Genomic DNA, 16,967 nt, shown 5'->3' on the forward strand with positions numbered 1-16,967 from the left:
GTCATCGCACCGGCTGGTGGACCGTGGAGATCGCGCGCCGCTCGTCGAACGGCACCAGGCTGAGTCGGGACTGCTCGGTCGCGTCGTGCAGTGACAGGTGCCGAGCTGCCCCCGCGAGAGGGCAGGTCCATTCGCCGATCACGTCGACCAGGCGTACGCCCGGCGACTCCAGCCAGGCCAAGATCCGCTCGGTCTCCTCCGCGGTGGCTGCGGGCACAGGCCCCGGGCCGGCGGTGACGGTCTCAGCGCCCGCGCGCAGGCTCGCGACGTACGCGTGGGCGTCGGACGCGGGCGGGATGATTCCTGCGGCTGCCAGCCGGCCAAAACGGATGACGTGGACGGCCCAACGCCCCGAGTCGTCGCGCTGCGTCGCGATCAATTCGCTGCATTGCGTGAGCGCCTGAAGACGCTGCGTGCGCGACGCTGATCGGACGAAGGCCGCGAGGCGGTCGCGGTGCACTCGGGCCTCCTCGAAGCGTTCGGCGTCGGAGAGACGGGCCATCTTCCCCACGTGACTGTCCACAATCTCCTCCGGGTCGCGCCAGAGGGCACGACGCACCTGCTCGGTGAGGGCGGAGTAGGTCTGAGCGTCGGTGGACCCGTCGCACGGTGAAAGACATCTGCCCATCTCGGCCAGTACGCAGGCCGAGCGCGTCGGGGTCGCGGCGAGCCGGTCGGTGCATTGGCGGATGGGGAAGGTGTCGTGGATGGCGGCCAACACCTTGTCCGCGGTCTTGCGTGAGCCGAAAGGCCCCAGATAGTCCGCGTCGTCGTCGAGAACCCGGCGTACGAGTGAGAGGCGAGGCCAGGTCTCGCGAGTGAGCTTGATGAAGTGCACCTTCTCGGGGAAGCGCGATCGGCGGTTGTAGCGCGGCTTGTGCGTCGCGATCAGTCGCAGCTCGCGCACCTGCGCCTCCAGCGTGGTGGCGCACTCGATGCCGGTGACTCGAGTCGCGATCCCGACCATCTCGCCCATCCGGGAGCGGGTCTCGGAGCCGGTGAAGTAGCTGCGCACCCGGGTGCGCAGATCGCGTGACGTGCCGATGTACAGCACGCGATCCTGATCGTCTTGGAAGAGATAGACCCCCGGGGCGTGCGGTAGGGCCTCGGCGAGGTGGCGTTTGCGTCTCTGTGCGGGCGTCACGCGAGAGGTGAAGGTCTGCAATTCCTCCAACGTGTGCACCCCCAGTCCACCTAGGCGCTCCATCAGACCGTGCAGCACGTCGACGGTCGCGCGGGCGTCGGCCAGGGCGCGGTGATTGGGGGTCGTGGAGGAGTTGAACACCTGTGCCAGGGAGGAGAGCTTGCAGTTGGGCGCGTCGTCGCGGGTGATCACCCGTCGGGCGAGTCGGGCGGTGTCGAGCACTTCGAAGCGTGGCCAGGCGCGCCCCTGTTCCGCCGCGAAGTGGCGCAGGAAACCCACGTCGAAGGGGGCGTTGTGCGCCACCAGCACGCACCCTTGCGCGAACTCCAAGAACGCAGGTAGCGCACTCTCGATCCCGGGCGCGTCGTGGACCATCGAGTCGCTGATCCCGGTCAGCATCGCGATGAAGGGCGGGATCGCGCTGTGCGGATTGACCAGTGTCTGGAACTCACCGAGCACCTCGCCGCCGCAGACCTTGACGGCCCCGATCTCGGTGATCATGCAGCCCTGCTGCGCGGAGGCTCCGGTCGTCTCCAGGTCGACCACGCAGAACGTGATGTCGCGCAACGGACGCCCGAGTTCGTCGAGGCTCCGCTGGGGCTCCCAGCGAGCACGTACGGCGGTCGTCGTCATGACAACCGACGTTAGGTCCGAGCACCGACAAAGCCGCCGACACGCGGGCCGACACGCTGGCCGACACGCTGGCCAACCTAAATGTCGGTGCTCGATGACAGCGTGCCGGACATGGACACCACGACACCGGGGCAGACGCCCCCAGCCACACCGGAGCAGACGCCCCCAGCGCATGCGGCGCTCCACATCGACTGCGACACCTGCGTGGTGCGCGGCCTGGCCTGCCACGACTGTGTCGTGACGGTCCTGCTCGGCCCTCCGGAGGAGTTGAGTTTCGACGACGACGCCACCAGGGCTCTCGACGTACTCGCGGCGGGAGGACTCGTGCCACCACTGCGGATGGTCCATCCGGTCGCGTCGCCGCAGGTCGAGACGGCATGACTCGGGTCCTGACCCGAGTGTTCGTGCCCGGGTCTTCCAGCCCGGGTTTTCATGCCCTGTGACGCATGGTGTCGGTGTGATCTGTGTGACAGATTGAACGTGCGATCATCAGAAATTCCGGGGACACACGCCCATAACGACGCGATGAGTTGGCGCGCCCTTCCGCGGACGTTTAGCCTCGTGCGAGGCGCTCGTCCCAGTGACCCGCAAGGACCACGCGAGTGCCGCGCCGAATCCAAGACCCGCGACCAGTCGCGGATCACGGAACCGGGGAACCAACCACCCTGGGGTGAATCGACCAGGCCCGTGCGCGGGTCGGGCCGTAGGGCAGCGTCGTGCCCGAACCCGTCAGCTCACCCGGTAGGCGTACGACTGCAAGGAGTAGACCCGCTCGTGACTTTCCGCGATCGGTTGAGCACGCCGCGTGCTCGTTTCGCCATCGGTGCCCTCGGCCTCGCCGCAGCGGTCGGCTCGACCTTCGTGGTCGTCAACCCCGCCTCGGCCGAACCGTCGGTCGACCAGGTCAGCAAGCGCGTCGACACGCTCTACCACCAGGCCGAGGAGGCCCAAGAGCGCTATCACGATGCCACGTTGGAGTTGACCGACATCCAGCGCGACCTCAAGTCCCTCAAGGCCGATGAGCGCCGCCAGGCCGCGCGCCTCGAGCGCGCCCGTAGCGCCGTCGAGGACGCGATCGTGGGCCAGTACGAGGGGCAGAACCTCTCCGCGGTAGGCCAGGTCGTCGTGTCCGACGACCCACAGGCCTTCCTCAACCAGCTGTCCACGATGTCGGCCTACAGCGACTTCCAGGACCAACTGTTCTCCGAGTACTCCGTCGAGCTCAAGGCGCTCGACATTCGCCGAGACTCCACCGAGAAGCGTGCCGCCGAGGCTGCGGACGTGGAGCGCTCGCTGGCCAAGGAGAAGAAGCAGGTCGACGCCAAGTTGGCCGACGCCAAGGCACTCCTGGCCGATCTCAAGGAGAAGGAGCGCGCGTCCATCGTCTCGCGCGGCGGTTCTCCGATCGCGAGCAACATCGACGTGCCTGCCTCCGGTCGTGCCGGGATCGCGGTGCGCACCGCACTGGCGCAGGTGGGCGACGCCTACGTCTACGGTGCGATGGGGCCCAACGCCTTCGACTGCTCCGGTCTGACCATGTACGCGTGGGGCGCTGCGGGCGTCGGCCTGCCGCACTCGTCGCGGGCTCAGTTCAGCTCCGGCCCGCGGATCGCGGCCTCGCAGTTGCAGCCCGGCGACCTGGTCTTCTACTACAGCCCCATCAGTCACGTGGGGATGTACATCGGCAACGGGATGATCGTGCACGCGGCGAACCCGAGTTCGGGCGTGCTGGTCGCGCCGCTGTATTCGATGCCGTACGTCGGCGCGGTGCGCCCTGGCTGAGCACCGCAGTCGCTTGGCCGATCATCCGATTCGTTGGATGGTCGGCCTTTGCGTCCTTCTGGCCTTGATCGCCGGGGGGATCTCGTGGCGCGCCGCCGACGACCACGGCGACGTCGATCTGCCCGCCCCGCAGCTTCAGGAGTCGTTGTCGCAAAGCACGGTGCAGGCACTGCGTGGCTTTGCTCGCGCCGTCCGTACGCGAGACGCGCAGGCGGCCATCCGGTGGGGCGTACCCGACTCCTCGACCCTTCCGGACCTGGTGGACAACGCAACGGCGGCCCAGGTCCGCGGCTTCGCGCTGCGACTGATCGAGACGCGCACGCCACGACCCAACGGCAATTTCTCCGCCACGGTCGCGACGACGTGGGCGTACGCCGGCTTCGACAAGGCCATGGTGCGCACCGAACTCGACGCCAGGTTGCGGCGTACGCGTGACGGTGTGCGGTTGGTGGGTTTCGGTGGGGGTCCTGCGGCGTTGCCGGTATGGCTCGCCGGACCCGCGCAGATCCGGCGAGAGGGCGCGTTGTTGCTGGTCTCGCAGGCCACGCCCCACGCGACCGATGCCCTGCGGACCTACGCGCGCAGAGCCGTGCCGCTCGTCCGACGGATGCTGCCGGACTGGCCCGGGCGCCTCGTGGTCGAGGTGCCTGGTCGAGGCGGGCTCGCGGGTGCACTGGGTGCCGAGCCGGGGACCTACGACAACATCGCGGCGGTGACGGCCGCCCAGGACGGCTCCACTGCCCCGGATGCGCCGATCCACGTGTTCGTCAATGCCGACGTGCTGGGCAGGTTGCGCCCGGCCGGTGCCCAGGTCGTGCTCAGCCACGAAGCGACCCACGTCGCGACCCGCGCCGCAGGCAGCGCCCTTCCGTCGTGGGCGATCGAGGGGTTTGCCGACTACGTCGCTCTGCGTGATGTCGACCTGCCGTTGACCGTGACGGCCGGTCGGATCCGCGAGGTGGTGCGGCGGGACGGGCTTCCCGAGGCGCTGCCCGATGCGGCCGACTTCGAGCCCGGTGCGCCCGATCTCGAGGCGGCGTACGAATCCGCCTGGATCGCCTGGCGGGTCCTGGCCGACGCGCTGGAGGACGAGAAGCTGGTCGCCCTCTATCGGGAGGCCGACCGCAGCGGATCCATGGAGACATCCCTCTCCGCCGCCGGCATGCCGGCGGGAGACCTCACTGCCCGATGGCGGCAGGCCCTGGCAGAGCTCGCCTCATGAGCGCCAGGCGGTGGGCCTGGCTCACCCTGATCATCGGTCTCGCGGCCTTCCTGGTCGTGTTCTGGTGGCGGGTGCCCTGGCAGCCGGTGCCGGGAGGAACACCGGCGGCGGTGCCCGCGTCGGAGGTGTTCACCCGCGAGGAGATCGCGCGCGCTGAGCACTATTCCCGGTGGATCCGGGTCTGGTCGTGGTCCTCCCTGGTGATCAGTCTCCTCACGGTCGTGGCCCTGGCTCGCTCGCAGAGGCTGGGCGAGTGGCTCTCGCGCGGGCGATGGGCGCCGCGGGTCGCGATCGCCGTGGTGGTGGTGACGACCGTCGGCATGCTGACCACGCTGCCGACCGGACTGGCCGGATGGCGACTGCGGCGGATGCACGGATTGTCGACACAGCACTGGTGGGAGTACCTGCGCGACGACCTGCAGAGCACCGGCATCCAACTGGCGGTGCTGTCCTTGATGTTGATCGTGGCGGTGGGCTTGGCCCGGAAACGTCCTCGCGACTGGCCGCTGTGGGCGGGGCTGCTCGCGGCCGGGTTCGTCGTCGCAGGGTCGTACGTCTATCCGGTCGTCATCGAACCCGCGTTCAACGACTTCTCGTCACTGCCGGATGGCCCGTTGCGTACGCAGGTCTTCGAATTGGCCGACGCCCAGCACGTGGTGATCGAGGATGTCCTCGTCGCGGATGCGTCGCGGCGCACGACCACCCTGAACGCGTACGTGTCGGGCTTCGGCGCCACCAGGCGAGTCGTGCTCTACGACAACCTGGTCGAGGAGTTGCCCGACGACGAGGTGCTCGCGGTCGTGGCTCACGAACTGGCTCATGCGAGCCACGGCGACGTGGTGACCGGCACCCTGTTGGGCGCTGCCGGGACCTGGTGCGGAGTCGGGTTGCTCGGACTCCTCATGGGCGGCCGGATGTCGTCGGCGCGGACGGTGCCACTCGTGCTGGCGCTGATCGCGTTCGGCTCCCTGGCCGCGGCTCCGGTCGAGAACGCGATCAGCCGCAGACTCGAGACACGTGCCGACTACGAAGGACTGCTCGCCACCGGCGACGGCGCCCCGGTCGTACGCATGCAACGCCAGTTGGCGCTGCACTCCCTGGCCGATGCCACCCCACCGCGCTGGATGCACCTGTGGTTCGGCAGCCATCCGACGACCCTGCAACGGATCGCGCTGGCTCAGCGGTTCACGACCGAGCCCTGAACCAACTCACGGGCCAACTCAAGGGCCGCCTCACAGATAGAGCGCGGCGACGTCGTCCTTGAACTCACGCAGCACCACGTTTCGTTTGAGTTTGAGGCTGGGGGTGACGTGGCCGCGTTCCTCGGTCCAGTCCTGCGCCAGGATGCGGAACTTGCGGATCGACTCGGCCTTGGAGACAGACTCGTTCGCGGCGTCGATCGCCCCCTGGATCTCGCGGATCAAGGCGGGTTCGTGCAGCAGGTCCGCCGGCTCGGCCGACAGCCCGTTGGCCTTGGCCCAGGGGGCCAGGTGTTCCTCGTCCAGGGTGACGAGAGCGGCGATGAAGGGCTCACCGTCGCCGACGACCAGGCACTGCGACACCAGCGGATGAGCGCGTACGCGGTCTTCCAGGAGACCTGGCGCGACGTTCTTGCCGCCTGCGGTGACCAGGATCTCCTTCTTGCGGCCGGTGATCCGGACGAATCCCTCCTCGTCGATCTCGCCCAGATCTCCGGTGTGGAACCATCCCGCGTCGTCGAGGGCCTCGGCGGACGCCTCCGGATTGTGCCAATAGCCCGAGAAGACCTGCCCGCCCCGGAACAGCAGTTCCCCGTCGTGGGCTACGCGTACGTGCGTGCCGGGCAGCGGCCGGCCGACGGTGCCGACCTTCACCGCGTCGGGAAGGTTGACGGTCAGCGCAGCCGTGGTCTCGGTCAGGCCGTACCCCTCGAGAATGGTCAGCCCCACGCCCCGGTAGAAGTGGCCCAATCGCTCACCCAGCGGCGCGCCACCCGAGATGGCGTACCTGCATCGACCCCCGAGTGCGGCGCGGAATCTGCCGAAGAGCAGACGGGAGAACACGGCGTGCCGCGCGCGCACCGAGAGCGGCACCCGACCGGCCTCAAGGCCGCGTGAGTACGCGATCGCGGCGTCGGCCGCGCGTTGGAAGATCGCACCCTTCCCATCGGCGGTCGCGCGCTGCGAGGCGGTGTTGAAGATCTTCTCGAACACGCGCGGCACGGCGAGCACGAAGGTGGGCTGGAACTCGGCCAGGTCATCGACCAGGTTGCGGATGTCGGGTGCGTGGCGCACCCGCACCCGCTTCATCACGCAACCGACCTGGATGATGCGGGCGAAGACGTGCGCGAGGGGCAAGAAGAGCAGCGTGGACGCGTCCGGGTCGTCGAAGAGCACGTGGAGTTCGTCGGTCGCGACGGTCAGCTCGAACAGGAAGTTGCCATGCGTCAGGACGCATCCTTTCGGCCTCCCGGTGGTGCCACTGGTGTAGACGAACGTGGCGGCGGTCTGCGAGGTGGCACTGCGGCGGCGTTCGTCCCAGGTCGCGTCGGACACGTCGGCGCCGAGCCGAGACAACACCTCCACGGCGTTGTCTTCGATCGCCCACACGTGGTGCAAACACGCCAGGTCCGTCCGTACGCTCGTCACCTTGGCGGTATGGGCAGGGGTCTCCGTGATCACGGCCTTGGCCTCGGAGTCGCCGAGGATCCACGACACCTGCTCGGGTGAGGACGTCTCATAGATCGGCACGGTGACCGCTCCGGCGCTCCAGATCGCGTAGTCGAGCAGGGTCCACTCATAACGGGTGCGTGAGATGAGGGCCACCCGGTCCCCGGGCTCGATCCCGGAGGCGATCAGTCCCTTGGCGACCGCGCGTACCTCGTCGCGGAACTGCGCCGCGGTGACATCGGCCCAGCCGTCGCCGGCCGGCCCAGAGTCCGGCCCAGAGACCGGCCCAGAGACCGGCCCAGAGACCGGCCCAGAGACCGGCCCAGAGATCGGCCTGGAGAACAGAACGGCCTCGGGATGCTCCGAGGCGTTGCGTACCACCACGTCGGTCAGGTTCGCCGAGGGTGGGATCTCGTGGGTCAAAGGGTTGGCGAACTCGCGCACAGTTCCTCCGGGGATCACGACGGTGCCAGGCAACCGTGACAGTGTCGCAGGCGATCCCATGTCGTAGGGATGCCGGTCGCCCGGTGCGGGAAAGGACCGGGTGGCGCGGTAGTCTCCTTGGGCTGGCCCAGCGGATCTAGGTGGAGCACACAATGGCCGAACAGACTTCGTCCTCGATCGTCATCGAGGCGGAACCCGCCGACGTCATGGAGGTGATCGGCGACTTCTCGGCATACCCCGAGTGGGCCAAGGGCGTGAAGATCGCCGAGGTGCGCTCCGAGACCGACGGTTGGGCCGACCGTGTCCACTTCCTGCTCGACGTGCCGCCGATCCGAGACGAATACACGTTGGAATACCAATGGGACGGCTATGACGGGGTCACCTGGCGGCTGGTCGAGGGCAACGTGCTGACCCACATGGACGGGGCGTATCTGCTGCGCGACCTCGGTGGCAGCACCGAGGTCACCTATCGCCTGGCCCTCGACGTCTCGATCCCGTTGATCGGGATGATCAAGCGCAAGGGTGAGCGGATCATCATCGACACCGCACTCAAGGGCCTCAAGCAGCGCGTCGAGCGCGCCGACTGAGACTGGGCGAGGGTCGAGCGGAATTGGTGAGCGACGGACACGAGGAGGCCGCCGAAGGCGGTGCATCCCGTGACGAGGAGGTCGGCAGCCTCACCGATGAGACGCTGAAACTGTTCGGCGCTCTCTTCGACCAATCCGAGGGCTCTGCATTCGGTGCATCCTCGTGGGCGGACCGTGCCGCGGCCGCCGCGCATGACCTCAACGACCACATCGCCACGGGCAGTGCCGAATGTCGCGTGTGCCCCGTCTGCCGGGTCATCCACGCCTTCCGGGAGACCAGTCCGGAGGTGCGCGCGCACCTCCGGGTCGCCGGAGGCGCTCTGTTGGAGGCCGCGGCCGGCGTCTTGGCGAGCGCTCCGGATCTGAAGGAACAGCACGATGCGCGTCGCCGGGAGGCACGCCCCGAACCAGGTGACGAGGACGACCGGAGCGACGCATGACACCGCTCTGGGTGGGCGTCGATATCGGCGGTACGAAAGTGCTCGCGGCGGTGGTGGACGACCAGGGAAGGGTGGTGCGCTCGGCCACACTGCGTACGCCCGGTCGGCGGGTGGAGGTGGCCGTCGTGGAGGACACGCTGGTTGCTGCGGTGCGTGAGGTCGCCGCCGGAGCGCCGCTGCGAGGCGTCGGGATCGCTGCCGCTGGATTCGTGGATGCCGAGGGGGAGCGGGTGATGTTCGCCCCGCACCTGCCGTGGCGCGGCGAACGCGTACGAGAACGGCTGGCCGCTCGTCTCCAGACGCCTGTCGAACTCGACAACGATGCCAACTGCGCGGCGCTGGCCGAAGCGACGTACGGCGCTGCGCGTGGCGCACGTCTGGCCGTGATGATCACCCTCGGGACCGGCATCGGCGGTGCGGTGCTGATCGAGGGACGCGTGCTGAGGGGGGCGCATGGGATGGCCGGAGAGTTCGGCCATATGCAGGTCGTCCCCGACGGGGCGCCCTGCGAGTGTGGCAAACGGGGCTGCTGGGAGCAGTACTCCTCCGGCAACGCACTGGTGCGACACGTCCAGCAGGGTTGGGGCCGAGGTCCCACACTCCTGGAGGAGATGACCGAAGGGGACGTCACACGCCTGACCGGCCCGATGATCAGTCAGGCCGCTGCGGCAGGTGACCTGGTCGCCAAGTCCGCCTTCGCCTCGATCGGCGACTGGCTCGGCGTCGGAGCGGCGAACGTCGCCGCGGCTCTCGACCCCGAGGTGATCGTCGTCGGCGGCGGCGTCTCGGCCGCGGGCGAGCGGCTGCTCGAACCTGCTCGGGCGGCCCTCGCGCGATCCCTCGTCGGTGGCGACGCGCGCCCCGTGCCGCGGCTCGTGCCCGCCGAGTCCGGTCCTTTGTCGGGTGCCATCGGGGCCGCGGTGCTGGCTCGGACGCCTACGCTGGAGCAATGAACCCGCGCGAGGACGAACCCGACCTCGACCGCGCCTGGCGCGACATCGTCGACAATTTCGGGGAACGCGCCTGGCTGGAGGAGACCCCGGACCAGCCGACGCCTGAGCAGCCGACGCCCCACGACGCGGCCCCTCGCGACGAGGCTGGGTCGGGGCGCAACCTCTTCGAACCGGTGCCCGGCCTCGACATCTTCGCGCCGAAGTGGGACGACGACGAGGACTTCGTCCCGCCGCCACCGCCGGCGATGGTCCGGCCCGAGCCGCCGCGGCTGGTGGCGTGGGCGGGGGTCACCGTAGTCCCGTTGCTGATGCTCGCGCTCGCGCTGATCGGGACGACTCCGCCGCCCATGCTCGCGTACGCCTGCCTGGTCTGGGCCGTCGGCGGCTTCGCCTACCTGGTCTTCACGATGCCGCGCGGCCCGCGCGAACCCTGGGACAACGGGGCAAAGGTCTAACCGGTGACCCGGGCCACGAACTCCAGTGACTCGTCGAAGATCGCCTCGGCATCGTTGTCCAGCGTGGCCACGTGATAGCTGTCCTGGAGCAACCGCTCCGTGTAATCGCTGCTGGAGACGCTGGCACCGATGATGCGTGACGACGACGGATCCACCACGTGGTCGTCGATCGAGCGGAAGTAGAGGATCGGAGCCGTGATCCGCGAGAGGTCACCGCGCAACACCTTGTACGCCGAGAACATCGAGTCGGCCGCGCGCAGCGGGGTCTTCGGGTACGCGTACTCCTCTCCTCCGGGCTTCTTGATGTCGTTGCCGATGGCGGGGAACGCTGCCACGACGTGTTTGAGCAGCGGCAGCAGTTTGATGTCCTTGCGCTCGGAGTTGACCGCAGGATTGACCAGGATCACCCCCGCGATCCGGTCCGGGTGGTCGGCAGCGGTCCGCAGCGCCAGGGCGCCACCCATCGACAGACCGGCCACGACGACCTCGTCGTTCTCGGCCGCCAACTTCTCGAAGGCGCGGGTGATCTCGGCGTACCAGTCGGCCCAGCCGGTCTTGTTCATCTCCTGCCAGGTCGTGCCGTGTCCGGGCAGCCGAGGCATCTCGACGGCGTACCCCTGCGCAGCGAAGCGTTGCGCCCAAGGACGCACCGAATGTGGTGAGCCGGTGAACCCGTGGGACACCAGGATTCCGATTCGGCGACCGCCGGTCCTGGCCGGATCGGCGGGCGACGAGAACGGCTGGGCGTGCTCTTGGACATGATCGGCAATCGGCATGGCGCCGATTCTGCACTAGGGTCTATCCGTTGCGTAGCGCGCGGTGAAAGGTCGACAGCGTGTTCTATTGGTTCCTCAAGTGGGTGGCACTCGGGCCCCTGCTCCGGGTGATCTTCCGCCCGGTCACCGAGGGTGAGGAGAACGTGCCCGACAGCGGCCCGGCGATCCTGGCCAGCAACCACCTGTCGTACGCCGACTGGCTCTTCATGCCGCTGACCCTGCAGCGCCGAGTGACGTTCGTGGCCAAGGCTGAATATTTCACCACCCCGGGCATCAAGGGATGGTTCCAGAAGCTGTTCTTCTCGGGCGCGGGTCAGGTGCCGATCGATCGTACGAGCGCCTCGGCCGCCGAGGGCGCGCTCGCGTCCGCTACCCGGATCCTCGACGCGGGCGAACTCTTCGGCATCTACCCCGAAGGCACTCGCAGCCACGACGGTCGGCTCTATCGCGGCAAGACCGGCGTCGCGCGCTTGGCGCTGGAGACCCGGGTTCCGGTGATCCCGGTCGCGGTGGTCGGCACCGATGTGGTGGCTCCTCCCGGCAAGAAGTTCGGGTCCTTCACCCGTCCCGTAGTCCGCTTCGGCAAGCCGTTGGACTTCTCCCGCTACGAGGGCCTGGAGAACGACCGCTTCATCCTCCGCTCGATCACCGACGAGATCATGTACGAGATCATGCGGCTGTCCCAGCAGGAGTACGTCGACCTTTACGCCGGCCGGGCCAAGCAGTTGGCCCACCAGGCGGACAAGGAGGCCAAGGAGGCCGCTCGCAAGGCCAAGGCCGAGGCGAAGGCCGAGGCGGGCGACACCAGCGACGACGACGAGGCGAGGAAGGCGTCCTGAGCGCCGCGGCGCCCACGCGTCCCGAGACGGTCGTCGAGGACCGCCTCTTCGACGCCCTCGCGGTGCTGCGCTTGGTGCTCTTGGTCCACACGGCCGCGCTGACGGTCTGGCGGTGGGCCAACTTCGAGCGTCAGGGCCTTACCGTCGCCTGCCTGATCGTGTTGTGCGCCTGGACGTTCTTCGTGCTGTGGGCCTACCGCAGCAGGACCAGGCGAACCTCGGCCCTGTTGGTCGCCGACCTGACGGTCGCGGTCGCGATGCTGTTCTCGACTCCGGTGCTCAAGGGTCCGGACTTCAATGCCAGCTTCCCCGGCTTCTGGGTGGTGGGCGCCCTGCTCGCCTGGGCGGTGCAATGGCGCTGGCCGGGCGGCCTCGCCGCCGCCGTGGTCATCTCGGCTGTCGACCTCGGCGTACGCACCCACCTGGCCCAACATGACTTCGCCAACGTGTTCCTCCTGCTGCTCGCGGGCGCCATGGTCGGCTATCTGACGGACTCGCTGGTCGCGATGGCCCGAGCGCGTGAGGAGGCGCTGCGGGTTGCCGCGGTCGAGCAGGAGCGGACCCGGTTGGCGCGGGCGGTCCATGACGGAGTGCTCCAGGTCCTGGCCCTGGCTCAACGACGAGGAGGCCAGCCCGGTGGTGACAGCGAACTCGGCGCCCTGGCCGCCGAGCAGGAAGTGCGGCTGCGGGCGTTGATCCAGAGCCAGGACTCTCTTGATCACGATGCCGCCGATGCCGACCTTGCAGTGGCGTTGCAGGCGATGGCCGGACCTCGAGTCAGCGTGGCCGTGCCGGGCGAGCCCGTCGTGCTGGATGCGGGGCGTACCTCCGAAGTGGTCGCCGCCGTCGGTGCCTGTTTGGACAACATCCGCCAGCACGTGGGATCCGAGGCGTCGGCCTGGATCCTGTTGGAGCGCGAGGCGGATCAGGTCGTGGTCTCGATCCGTGACGAAGGGCCTGGCATCGCCGAGGGGAGACTCGCGGAAGCTGCCTCGCAGGGTCGCCTGGGCGTACGCCAGTCGATCCGGGGTCGGATCGAGGATCTGGGTGGCACCGCCGAGGTGACCAGCGGTGCGTGGGGCACGGAGTGGGAACTCGTGGTCCCGCTATGACGATCCACTCGGGGCATCCCTTCGCCACTCCGGAAGGCGACCGCGACCAGGTGCGAAGGTTGCGCGGCGCGCTCGGTGGCGCCGTGACGCTCTGGGCGGCAGGTTCGGGCGACGCCGCAGCCGTGCTGACCGTCACCTCCCTGCTCGTCGCGCCAGGAGATCCGGCACGCCTCGTCGCGCTGCTCGACCCCGACTCGGACCTGTGCGAACGACTGGGGGAGACCGGTCGTGCCGTCGTCACTGTCCTGGACTGGGCACAGCGAGACCTCGCGGACATCGCTGCCGGGGTGGCTCCGGCACCCGGTGGTTGGCGTCGCTTCGCCGAGTTCGAAGACACCGACTATGGTCCGCGGCTGCGCACCCTCGATACGTGGTGCCTGGTCTCGCTGGAGAGCGAGCGTACGGTCGGTTGGTCGCGCGAGGTGACCTGCGTGATCGAGGCCCTCAACGTTGGCGCGGGAGCGCCGCTGATCCATCGCCGCGGGCGTTATCAGCGCCCGGCTCCCGAATGACGGATTTGGCTAGGCTCGGCCCATGGACGAGGAAACCAAGCCGTTGCGGGTGATGGTGGTCGATGACCACCCGATGTGGCGCGACGCGGTCGAACGCGACCTGATCACTGCCGGATTCGATGTCGTCGGAGTAGCCGCGACCGGAGACGAGGCAGTGGCCCGACTCGGAGCCGTACGCCCCGACGTGCTGGTGCTGGACCTGCAGCTGCCTGGGCGAAGCGGCGTCGAGGTGACCCAGGCCGCCGCCGAATCCTGTCCGGACACCCGGGTGCTGGTGCTGTCCGCGTCCGGCGAGCACTCCGATGTGTTGGCGGCGGTCAAAGCGGGGGCCACGGGCTACCTGGTCAAGTCGGCCTCCAGTCGGGATCTCATCGAGGCCGTACGTCGGGTCGCCGAGGGTGTCCCCGTCTTCACACCCGGCCTCGCGGGCCTGGTGCTGGGGGAGTTGCGGCATGCGGACGAGAGCGACGACTCCGCGCTCACGCCGCGCGAGATCGAGGTGCTCAAGATGGTCGCCAAGGGGATGTCGTACAAGCAGATCGCCGAACGACTTGTCCTCTCGCATCGCACCGTGCAGAACCATGTGCAGAACACCTTGCGCAAACTGCAGTTGCACAACAGGGTGCAGTTGACCCGCTATGCCATCGAGCAGGGTCTCGACGACGACTGAGACGGTCGCGCTCGCCCGCGCCAACTCCCCTCCGAAGGTCGGGGAGGCATCAACGGCGGAAATGGGAGAGAATAGGGCGAGCCTTCGGGCAACCAATCGAGTCACTGGTGCGTCTGCATGGGTGCAGGCTGTTCTCCCAGACGTCGCACTACCCCCATCGATTTCGCAGGGCCGAGGAAGGAGACGAACGAAAATGCGCCGAGAGTACGACCGCAGATTCGACGCCTTCGTCGACTCCACCCGCGACCGGGCCTATCGCACGGCCTTCGCGGTGACGCGTGACGCCGAAGCCGCACGCCTGGCTCTTCAGGCTGCGTACGCCGACGCGTACGCCGGCTGGCGTCAACTGCGGCGCCAGGAGAATCGCGAGGTCGAGCTTCGTCGCCTGCTGGTGCAGCGCCTGCTGACCCGTCCCGGACGCCCGCTTGTGCCCACCCCCAGAGCGGCAGCGCCGGACGAGCAGGTCGTCGACGTCGACACCGTCTGGTCGGCGTTGAAGGAAGTGTCGACCGAGCACCGATTGCTCCTGGTGATGGCGCACTACGAGAATCTCTCCCTGGAGGACATGGCGGCTGCCTGCGGGATGTCGCGCGAGGCCGGTCAGGCACGGTTGGCGGAGGCCATGTCGGCTCTGCGTCAGGTTCTGATCGCCCCGGCCAAGCCGACCCGGCAGCGCGTATGAGCCTTCGGCTGACCGTCCGGGAGACCTTCGAACGTCACCTCGGAAGCCTCTCGGCGCCTTCCGTTGACCTCGACGAGATCCGCAAGGCGGGGATTCGGCCGCGCCGGATGCGGTTGCTCGCCATGGCCTTGGCGACGGCCGCAGTCGTGGCCTGCGTGGCGCTCGTGGTCGCGGTGACCCAGCGCCCTCCGGCGCCGACACCAGAGCAGACCGAACTGCCCGTGCTCAACTTCGCCGGCGGAGCCCGCGGCTTCTTCTCCGACGACGAGATCTATCTGGGTGGAGAACACTTCGATCGCGCCCTGGTCAAGGACCTGAGTTCGGCTGCCGTGCCCACCCTGTATGGAGTGGTGTTCTTCAGCGACGACCAGGCCGTACGAATGCTCAGCCAGGACGGCTCGGTGAGCACTCTCGCAGCCGCGCCCGCGCACCCCGCCGAATTCACGCCGTCGGTCGTGTTCGATGCCTACCGACCCGATCTGGCGTGGGTCACCCGCAGTGCCAAGGGCGTCTCGGTCTCGGTCTATGGGCTCTCCGGATCGGCTCGACTGATCGGCAGTTATCCGGTGCCGTGCTCGGGCGATGCCTGCCAGGACGTGCAGGTGGTCGGCCTCGATTTCGGCCACGTCTTCCTCGACACGCCGTCCGGATCTTTGGTCTTGACCCCGGCTGACGGCCCCAGAGCGCGCTGGCGTCCGGTCGCCGACGCTCCCGTTCTCGACGTACGCAACCGCGTCGTGCTGCTCCAGGGGCAGGGCCGGATGGCGTTGCGCGGTGACTCCGGTCTTGATCGCCAGTGGCGCGCGGCCGCGGCGGCGACGGAGACGTCCAGACTGACCTTCGAGGGAGCGCGCCAGACCGACGGCACCTTGTCGTTGCGCCCCACCCAGACCCGGGTCGCGCCGCTGCCTCTCGCGGTCCCGTCGGCCGAGGGCACAGAAGTGACGCTCGACAGCGATGGCTCGGCCTTCATCGGACAGCCCGAGGGCGACGGGGTGCGCTATTGGGATTGCGACCCGGCAGGCATCTGCTATCAGGTGGGCTTCGTCGAGGGCAAGACCAAGCCCGAGTTCCTCGGCCAGCGTCGATGAACGACGCGCTCCTCGCGCTGGCAGACGATCTCTATGCGTTGCCGCCGGGTGAGTTCACCGCGGCGCGGGACGCCTTGGTGCGAGAGCACCGGGCCGACAAGACGTTCGCGGCGGCGATCAAACGGCTTCCCAAAGCATCCGTGGCCGCGTACGTCGTCAACCTCCTGGTGCGTCGCGAATCCGAGCAGGTCGGTCAGATCCTCGACATGGGGGAGTCGCTGCGCGAGGCCGCGGCAGCGCTCGACGGTGAGGAACTGCGAACCCTCACCCGCCAGCGGCGAGCACTCACCGCTGCGGTCACCGCTATCGCGCGCACCGTCGCGGGGGAGGCGGGCGTGAAGGTCAGCGACGCGGTGGCGGATCAGGTCGAATCCACTCTCACCGCAGCCATGCTCAACGCCGATGCGGCGGCTGCCGTACGCAGTGGGCTGCTCACCGGGGCGCTGCGAGCCACCGGTCTCGACGACCTCGACGTGGGCGCCGTACTGGCGATTCCGGAGGCGCTGGGTTTCGCGGCGCCGGCACGGGCGGCCGCACCGGTCGCGAGGCCACAGCTCACGATCGTGCCACCGCCACCGGGGCCCGACCCGGCCGAGGTGAAGGCTGCGCACCAGCGGGTCCGCGAGGCCGACCAGGCGCTGCGTGCCGCGCAACGCGCTGTCACCCGCGCCGAGGGCCAACTGTCGCAACGACAGGCGGCCGTCCTGCAACTGGAAGCCGAGATCGAGGAATTGCGTGCAGAACTGGTCGGCCGTGAAGCAGCAGCGGATCAGGCGGATGCGGCGCTCACCCTGGCACAGACTGGAGTCGACGATGCCGTGGCCGAGGTCGCCCAGCGCACGCTCGACAAGGAGACGGCCGACGCCGCGCTCGCCGACTTGATCGGTGGTTGAGGAGGCGCGTAGCGCCGTCTCGAAACCACCCTTGCGTGCCCGGTGGTTTCGAGACGCTCGCGTGCGCTCGCTCCTCAACCACCG

Annotated in this window: 18 protein-coding genes and 1 riboswitch; of the genes, 15 read left to right on the top strand and 3 right to left on the bottom strand. The window is 68.7% G+C overall.

What is annotated here, in order from left to right; genetic code table 11:
- Nucleotide 1 precedes the first annotated feature (1 nt).
- On the bottom strand, nucleotides 2-1,777 hold the full coding sequence (locus V9G04_05410; GenBank protein ID MEI2712735.1) for a DEDD exonuclease domain-containing protein: 1,776 nt from the start codon (nucleotides 1,775-1,777) through the stop codon (nucleotides 2-4).
- A 111-nt stretch (nucleotides 1,778-1,888) separates the two neighbouring features.
- Between V9G04_05410 and V9G04_05415 the strand changes: the two genes are divergently transcribed.
- The 4 genes from V9G04_05415 to V9G04_05430 all read left to right on the top strand — a co-directional run bounded on the left by V9G04_05415 (nucleotide 1,889) and on the right by V9G04_05430 (nucleotide 5,983).
- Nucleotides 1,889-2,158 (top strand): hypothetical protein, encoded by a 270-nt coding sequence (locus tag V9G04_05415; protein MEI2712736.1) that lies wholly within the window; start codon nucleotides 1,889-1,891, stop codon nucleotides 2,156-2,158.
- 217 nt (nucleotides 2,159-2,375) lie between these two features.
- Nucleotides 2,376-2,542: riboswitch (cyclic di-AMP (ydaO/yuaA leader) on the top strand.
- Between the two features lie 9 nt (nucleotides 2,543-2,551).
- Nucleotides 2,552-3,559: an NlpC/P60 family protein gene (locus tag V9G04_05420; protein MEI2712737.1), complete on the top strand. Its 1,008-nt coding sequence runs from the start codon at nucleotides 2,552-2,554 to the stop codon at nucleotides 3,557-3,559.
- Nucleotides 3,560-3,596: 37 nt separating this feature from the next.
- On the top strand, nucleotides 3,597-4,781 hold the full coding sequence (locus V9G04_05425) for a hypothetical protein (GenBank protein ID MEI2712738.1): 1,185 nt from the start codon (nucleotides 3,597-3,599) through the stop codon (nucleotides 4,779-4,781).
- Nucleotides 4,778-5,983, top strand: a complete 1,206-nt coding sequence (locus V9G04_05430) for a M48 family metallopeptidase (GenBank protein MEI2712739.1) — start codon at nucleotides 4,778-4,780, stop codon at nucleotides 5,981-5,983. The genes V9G04_05425 and V9G04_05430 overlap by 4 nt, the downstream gene beginning before the upstream one ends.
- 30 nt (nucleotides 5,984-6,013) lie before the next feature.
- Here V9G04_05430 and V9G04_05435 read toward each other — a convergent pair whose 3' ends face one another.
- The gene (locus V9G04_05435; GenBank protein MEI2712740.1) at nucleotides 6,014-7,906 is read right to left on the bottom strand and encodes an AMP-dependent synthetase/ligase; all 1,893 of its coding nucleotides are present in this window, start codon (nucleotides 7,904-7,906) and stop codon (nucleotides 6,014-6,016) included.
- Nucleotides 7,907-8,025: 119 nt separating this feature from the next.
- Here V9G04_05435 and V9G04_05440 point away from each other — a divergent pair, with 119 nt between their 5' ends.
- The 4 genes from V9G04_05440 to V9G04_05455 are packed head-to-tail and all read left to right on the top strand — an operon-like array spanning nucleotide 8,026 to nucleotide 10,308.
- Complete coding sequence (locus V9G04_05440; protein ID MEI2712741.1) at nucleotides 8,026-8,460, top strand: SRPBCC family protein; 435 nt, start codon at nucleotides 8,026-8,028, stop codon at nucleotides 8,458-8,460.
- A gap of 26 nt (nucleotides 8,461-8,486) precedes the next feature.
- Nucleotides 8,487-8,900, top strand: a complete 414-nt coding sequence (locus V9G04_05445; protein MEI2712742.1) for a hypothetical protein — start codon at nucleotides 8,487-8,489, stop codon at nucleotides 8,898-8,900.
- Nucleotides 8,897-9,853 (top strand): ROK family protein, encoded by a 957-nt coding sequence (locus V9G04_05450; protein MEI2712743.1) that lies wholly within the window; start codon nucleotides 8,897-8,899, stop codon nucleotides 9,851-9,853. Before V9G04_05445 ends, V9G04_05450 begins: the two co-directional genes overlap by 4 nt.
- Nucleotides 9,850-10,308, top strand: a complete 459-nt coding sequence (locus V9G04_05455) for a hypothetical protein (protein MEI2712744.1) — start codon at nucleotides 9,850-9,852, stop codon at nucleotides 10,306-10,308. The genes V9G04_05450 and V9G04_05455 overlap by 4 nt, the downstream gene beginning before the upstream one ends.
- Here the strand turns inward: V9G04_05455 and V9G04_05460 are convergent.
- On the bottom strand, nucleotides 10,305-11,084 hold the full coding sequence (locus V9G04_05460; GenBank protein ID MEI2712745.1) for an alpha/beta fold hydrolase: 780 nt from the start codon (nucleotides 11,082-11,084) through the stop codon (nucleotides 10,305-10,307). The genes V9G04_05455 and V9G04_05460 overlap by 4 nt on opposite strands.
- Before the next feature lie 59 nt (nucleotides 11,085-11,143).
- Between V9G04_05460 and V9G04_05465 the strand changes: the two genes are divergently transcribed.
- From V9G04_05465 to V9G04_05495, 7 genes are all read left to right on the top strand, one after another.
- On the top strand, nucleotides 11,144-11,923 hold the full coding sequence (locus tag V9G04_05465; GenBank protein MEI2712746.1) for a lysophospholipid acyltransferase family protein: 780 nt from the start codon (nucleotides 11,144-11,146) through the stop codon (nucleotides 11,921-11,923).
- Complete coding sequence (locus V9G04_05470) at nucleotides 11,920-13,035, top strand: DUF5931 domain-containing protein (protein ID MEI2712747.1); 1,116 nt, start codon at nucleotides 11,920-11,922, stop codon at nucleotides 13,033-13,035. The genes V9G04_05465 and V9G04_05470 overlap by 4 nt, the downstream gene beginning before the upstream one ends.
- Nucleotides 13,032-13,547 (top strand): flavin reductase, encoded by a 516-nt coding sequence (locus V9G04_05475; GenBank protein MEI2712748.1) that lies wholly within the window; start codon nucleotides 13,032-13,034, stop codon nucleotides 13,545-13,547. Before V9G04_05470 ends, V9G04_05475 begins: the two co-directional genes overlap by 4 nt.
- Nucleotides 13,548-13,569: 22 nt before the next feature.
- Nucleotides 13,570-14,217: a response regulator transcription factor gene (locus V9G04_05480; GenBank protein MEI2712749.1), complete on the top strand. Its 648-nt coding sequence runs from the start codon at nucleotides 13,570-13,572 to the stop codon at nucleotides 14,215-14,217.
- Nucleotides 14,218-14,410: 193 nt separating this feature from the next.
- Nucleotides 14,411-14,899: a hypothetical protein gene (locus V9G04_05485; GenBank protein ID MEI2712750.1), complete on the top strand. Its 489-nt coding sequence runs from the start codon at nucleotides 14,411-14,413 to the stop codon at nucleotides 14,897-14,899.
- Complete coding sequence (locus V9G04_05490) at nucleotides 14,896-15,990, top strand: hypothetical protein (GenBank protein MEI2712751.1); 1,095 nt, start codon at nucleotides 14,896-14,898, stop codon at nucleotides 15,988-15,990. Before V9G04_05485 ends, V9G04_05490 begins: the two co-directional genes overlap by 4 nt.
- On the top strand, nucleotides 15,987-16,883 hold the full coding sequence (locus tag V9G04_05495) for a hypothetical protein (GenBank protein MEI2712752.1): 897 nt from the start codon (nucleotides 15,987-15,989) through the stop codon (nucleotides 16,881-16,883). The genes V9G04_05490 and V9G04_05495 overlap by 4 nt, the downstream gene beginning before the upstream one ends.
- Nucleotides 16,884-16,967 lie beyond the last annotated feature (84 nt).

This window comes from Nocardioides sp. (assembly GCA_037045645.1).
In the GTDB taxonomy this organism is placed as follows: domain Bacteria; phylum Actinomycetota; class Actinomycetes; order Propionibacteriales; family Nocardioidaceae; genus Nocardioides.

Excerpts from the sequence above, each read along its gene's own strand:
- V9G04_05410 (MEI2712735.1), bottom strand. The coding sequence starts at position 1,777 with ATGACGACGACCGCCGTACGTGCTCGCTGGGAGCCCCAGCGGAGCCTC.
- V9G04_05415 (MEI2712736.1), top strand. The coding sequence starts at position 1,889 with ATGGACACCACGACACCGGGGCAGACGCCCCCAGCCACACCGGAGCAG.
- V9G04_05425 (MEI2712738.1), top strand. The coding sequence starts at position 3,597 with ATGGTCGGCCTTTGCGTCCTTCTGGCCTTGATCGCCGGGGGGATCTCG.
- V9G04_05430 (MEI2712739.1), top strand. The coding sequence starts at position 4,778 with ATGAGCGCCAGGCGGTGGGCCTGGCTCACCCTGATCATCGGTCTCGCG.
- V9G04_05440 (MEI2712741.1), top strand. The coding sequence starts at position 8,026 with ATGGCCGAACAGACTTCGTCCTCGATCGTCATCGAGGCGGAACCCGCC.
- V9G04_05450 (MEI2712743.1), top strand. The coding sequence starts at position 8,897 with ATGACACCGCTCTGGGTGGGCGTCGATATCGGCGGTACGAAAGTGCTC.
- V9G04_05455 (MEI2712744.1), top strand. The coding sequence starts at position 9,850 with ATGAACCCGCGCGAGGACGAACCCGACCTCGACCGCGCCTGGCGCGAC.
- V9G04_05460 (MEI2712745.1), bottom strand. The coding sequence starts at position 11,084 with ATGCCGATTGCCGATCATGTCCAAGAGCACGCCCAGCCGTTCTCGTCG.
- V9G04_05475 (MEI2712748.1), top strand. The coding sequence starts at position 13,032 with ATGACGATCCACTCGGGGCATCCCTTCGCCACTCCGGAAGGCGACCGC.
- V9G04_05480 (MEI2712749.1), top strand. The coding sequence starts at position 13,570 with ATGGACGAGGAAACCAAGCCGTTGCGGGTGATGGTGGTCGATGACCAC.
- V9G04_05485 (MEI2712750.1), top strand. The coding sequence starts at position 14,411 with ATGCGCCGAGAGTACGACCGCAGATTCGACGCCTTCGTCGACTCCACC.
- V9G04_05490 (MEI2712751.1), top strand. The coding sequence starts at position 14,896 with ATGAGCCTTCGGCTGACCGTCCGGGAGACCTTCGAACGTCACCTCGGA.
- V9G04_05495 (MEI2712752.1), top strand. The coding sequence starts at position 15,987 with ATGAACGACGCGCTCCTCGCGCTGGCAGACGATCTCTATGCGTTGCCG.